Genomic DNA, 2,119 nt, shown 5'->3' with positions numbered 1-2,119 from the left:
GAGACGGACCCGAGGCCGCCGACGAGGAGACGCCCCCGCAGTCGCAGGTATTCGCCCGCGGCCAGGTCGCCCAGATCATCGCCCCGCCCGGCCAGGCCGCCGAGATCGAGGCGGCCAACCCCGTCCTGAAGGGCAAGCTCGGCTTCTTCCCGATCCCCGGCAAGACCGCCGACAAGGCGGGCGCCGTCTTCACCGGAGGCTCCGACCTGATCATCCCGGCGCGGGCGGGACACCGGGAGGGCGCCGTCGACGTGATCACGGCCCTCGTCAGCGAGAAGTGGCAGACCGAACTCGCCCGCACGATGAGCTACGTGCCCAACAAGACCACCCTCGCCCATGTCGTCGAGGGGAACGAGGGCGCGGCCAACATGGCTCCCGGCGCCGCCCAGGGCCGGGCCACCCCCACCTCCGCCCGCTGGGCCGAGGTCGAGGCGAAGAACCCGATCAAGCCCTTCATGACGGCCGTCCTCACCGGCCGGGAGCCCGAGCAGGCCGCCAAGGCCGCCTCCGCGGAGATCGGCAAGGTGCTCAGCTCCGACCGGTGAGCCGCCGGTGAGCCGCCGCCGCGCCACCACCGCGCCACCACCGAGTCGGCGCCGCGCCACCGCTGAGACGTGGGTACCGCCGAGTTCAGCGTCCGCACATCCAAGGGCCGCAGAGCGGTCATGTCGAATCCAGCCGGTCACGGAAGAAGTAAAGGAGCCAGGCCACGCACCTGCGGGCCTGGCATCCCGTGCCCGGATCAGGAGCCGCCATGACCATCGCACCCCTGTCCCCGTCCCCCCTCCCCGCCCCGGCGCCGGCCCCCGTGCCCGTGCCCCCGCCGGCCCCCGCGTCCGCCACCCGCCGCCTCGCCCCCGACAGGACCCACGCCACGGCGACCGGCGGGCTGTCCGACGGACCGCGCTACGCCGTCCGCCTCGCCCGCGACGAGGCCGAGGTGCGCGCCGCCCAGCGCCTGCGCCACCAGGTCTTCGCCGGCGAGCTCGGCGCCCGCCTGGAGGGGCCCGAGCCCGGCCTCGACGCCGACGCCTTCGACGCGTACTGCGACCACCTCCTCGTCATCGACGAGGAGACGGAGCAGGTCGTCGGTACCTACCGGCTGCTGCCCCCGGAGCGCGCCGCCGTCGCCGGCCGCCTCTACTCGGAGGGGGAATTCGACCTCTCGGCCCTCACCCCCATCCGCCCCGACCTCGTCGAGGTCGGCCGCTCCTGCGTCCACCCCGACCACCGCAACGGCGCCGTCATCGCCCTCATCTGGGCAGGCCTCGCCCACTACATGGACCGCTCCGGACACAACTGGCTCGCCGGCTGCTGCTCGATACCGCTCGCCGACGGCGGGGTCCTGGCCGCCGCCACCCGGCAGGCCGCCCTGACCCGCAGCCTCGCCCCCGAGGAGTACCGGGTCACCCCCCGCCTCCCCTGGAGCCCCGAGGGCATCACCTTCCCCGACCGCATGGAGCTGCCCCCGCTGCTGCGCGGCTACCTCCGGCTCGGCGCCTGGGTGTGCGGCGAGCCCGCCCTCGACGCCGAGTTCGGCTGCGCCGACCTGTACGTGCTGCTCTCCCTGCGCCGGACCGACCCGCGTTACCTGAAGCACTTCCGCTCGCTCGTCCCGGGCGCATGAGCGTCTGGCTGCCCACCTCGCCCTGCACCCCCGAGGCCTGCGCCGGCCACGAGGGGGACACCGCGAGCGTTCCCCGGGCGGCGCTCAGACTCGCCGTCGCCGTCGCCCTGACCCTGCTGGGGATCCTGGGCGCCCCGGCGGTCCGGCTGCTGCCGGCCGGCCCCCGGCACACGGTGGTACGAGCCTGGTCGGCCGCGCTCGTACGGGCCTTCGGCATACGGATCACTGTGCACGGCAGCCCGGGGCCCGGCGGCGGCCGGCTCCTGGTCGCCAACCACATCTCCTGGCTGGACATCCCGCTGGTGGCCGCGGCGCTGCCCTGCCGGATGCTGGCCAAGAGCGACATCCGGGCCTGGCCCGTGCTCGGGCTCCTCGCCGGACGGGCAGGCACCCTGTTCATCGAGCGCGACCGGATCCGCGCCCTGCCCGCCACCGTCGAGGCCGTCACCGGCGCGCTGCTGGCCGGTGACCGGGTCACCGTCTTCCCCGAGG

3 protein-coding genes are annotated in these 2,119 nt (G+C 75.0%); all 3 read left to right on the top strand.

Translation table 11 applies throughout. The features are described from left to right. Positions 1–545: extracellular solute-binding protein (locus ACWGIU_RS36425; RefSeq protein ID WP_453712360.1), on the top strand; the 545-nt coding region annotated here is incomplete at its 5' end. A 209-nt stretch (positions 546–754) separates the two neighbouring features. Then, positions 755–1,627 (top strand): GNAT family N-acetyltransferase, encoded by an 873-nt coding sequence (locus ACWGIU_RS36420; RefSeq protein ID WP_453712359.1) that lies wholly within the window; start codon positions 755–757, stop codon positions 1,625–1,627. Beyond that, the coding region (locus ACWGIU_RS36415; RefSeq protein WP_453712358.1) for a lysophospholipid acyltransferase family protein at positions 1,624–2,119 on the top strand (496 nt) is incomplete at its 3' end. The genes ACWGIU_RS36420 and ACWGIU_RS36415, both read left to right, overlap by 4 nt.

The organism is Streptomyces sp. NPDC054840 (assembly GCF_053611065.1).
Note: the sequence above shows the minus strand (reverse complement) of the source record. Positions and strands in the feature narration are given on the sequence as shown.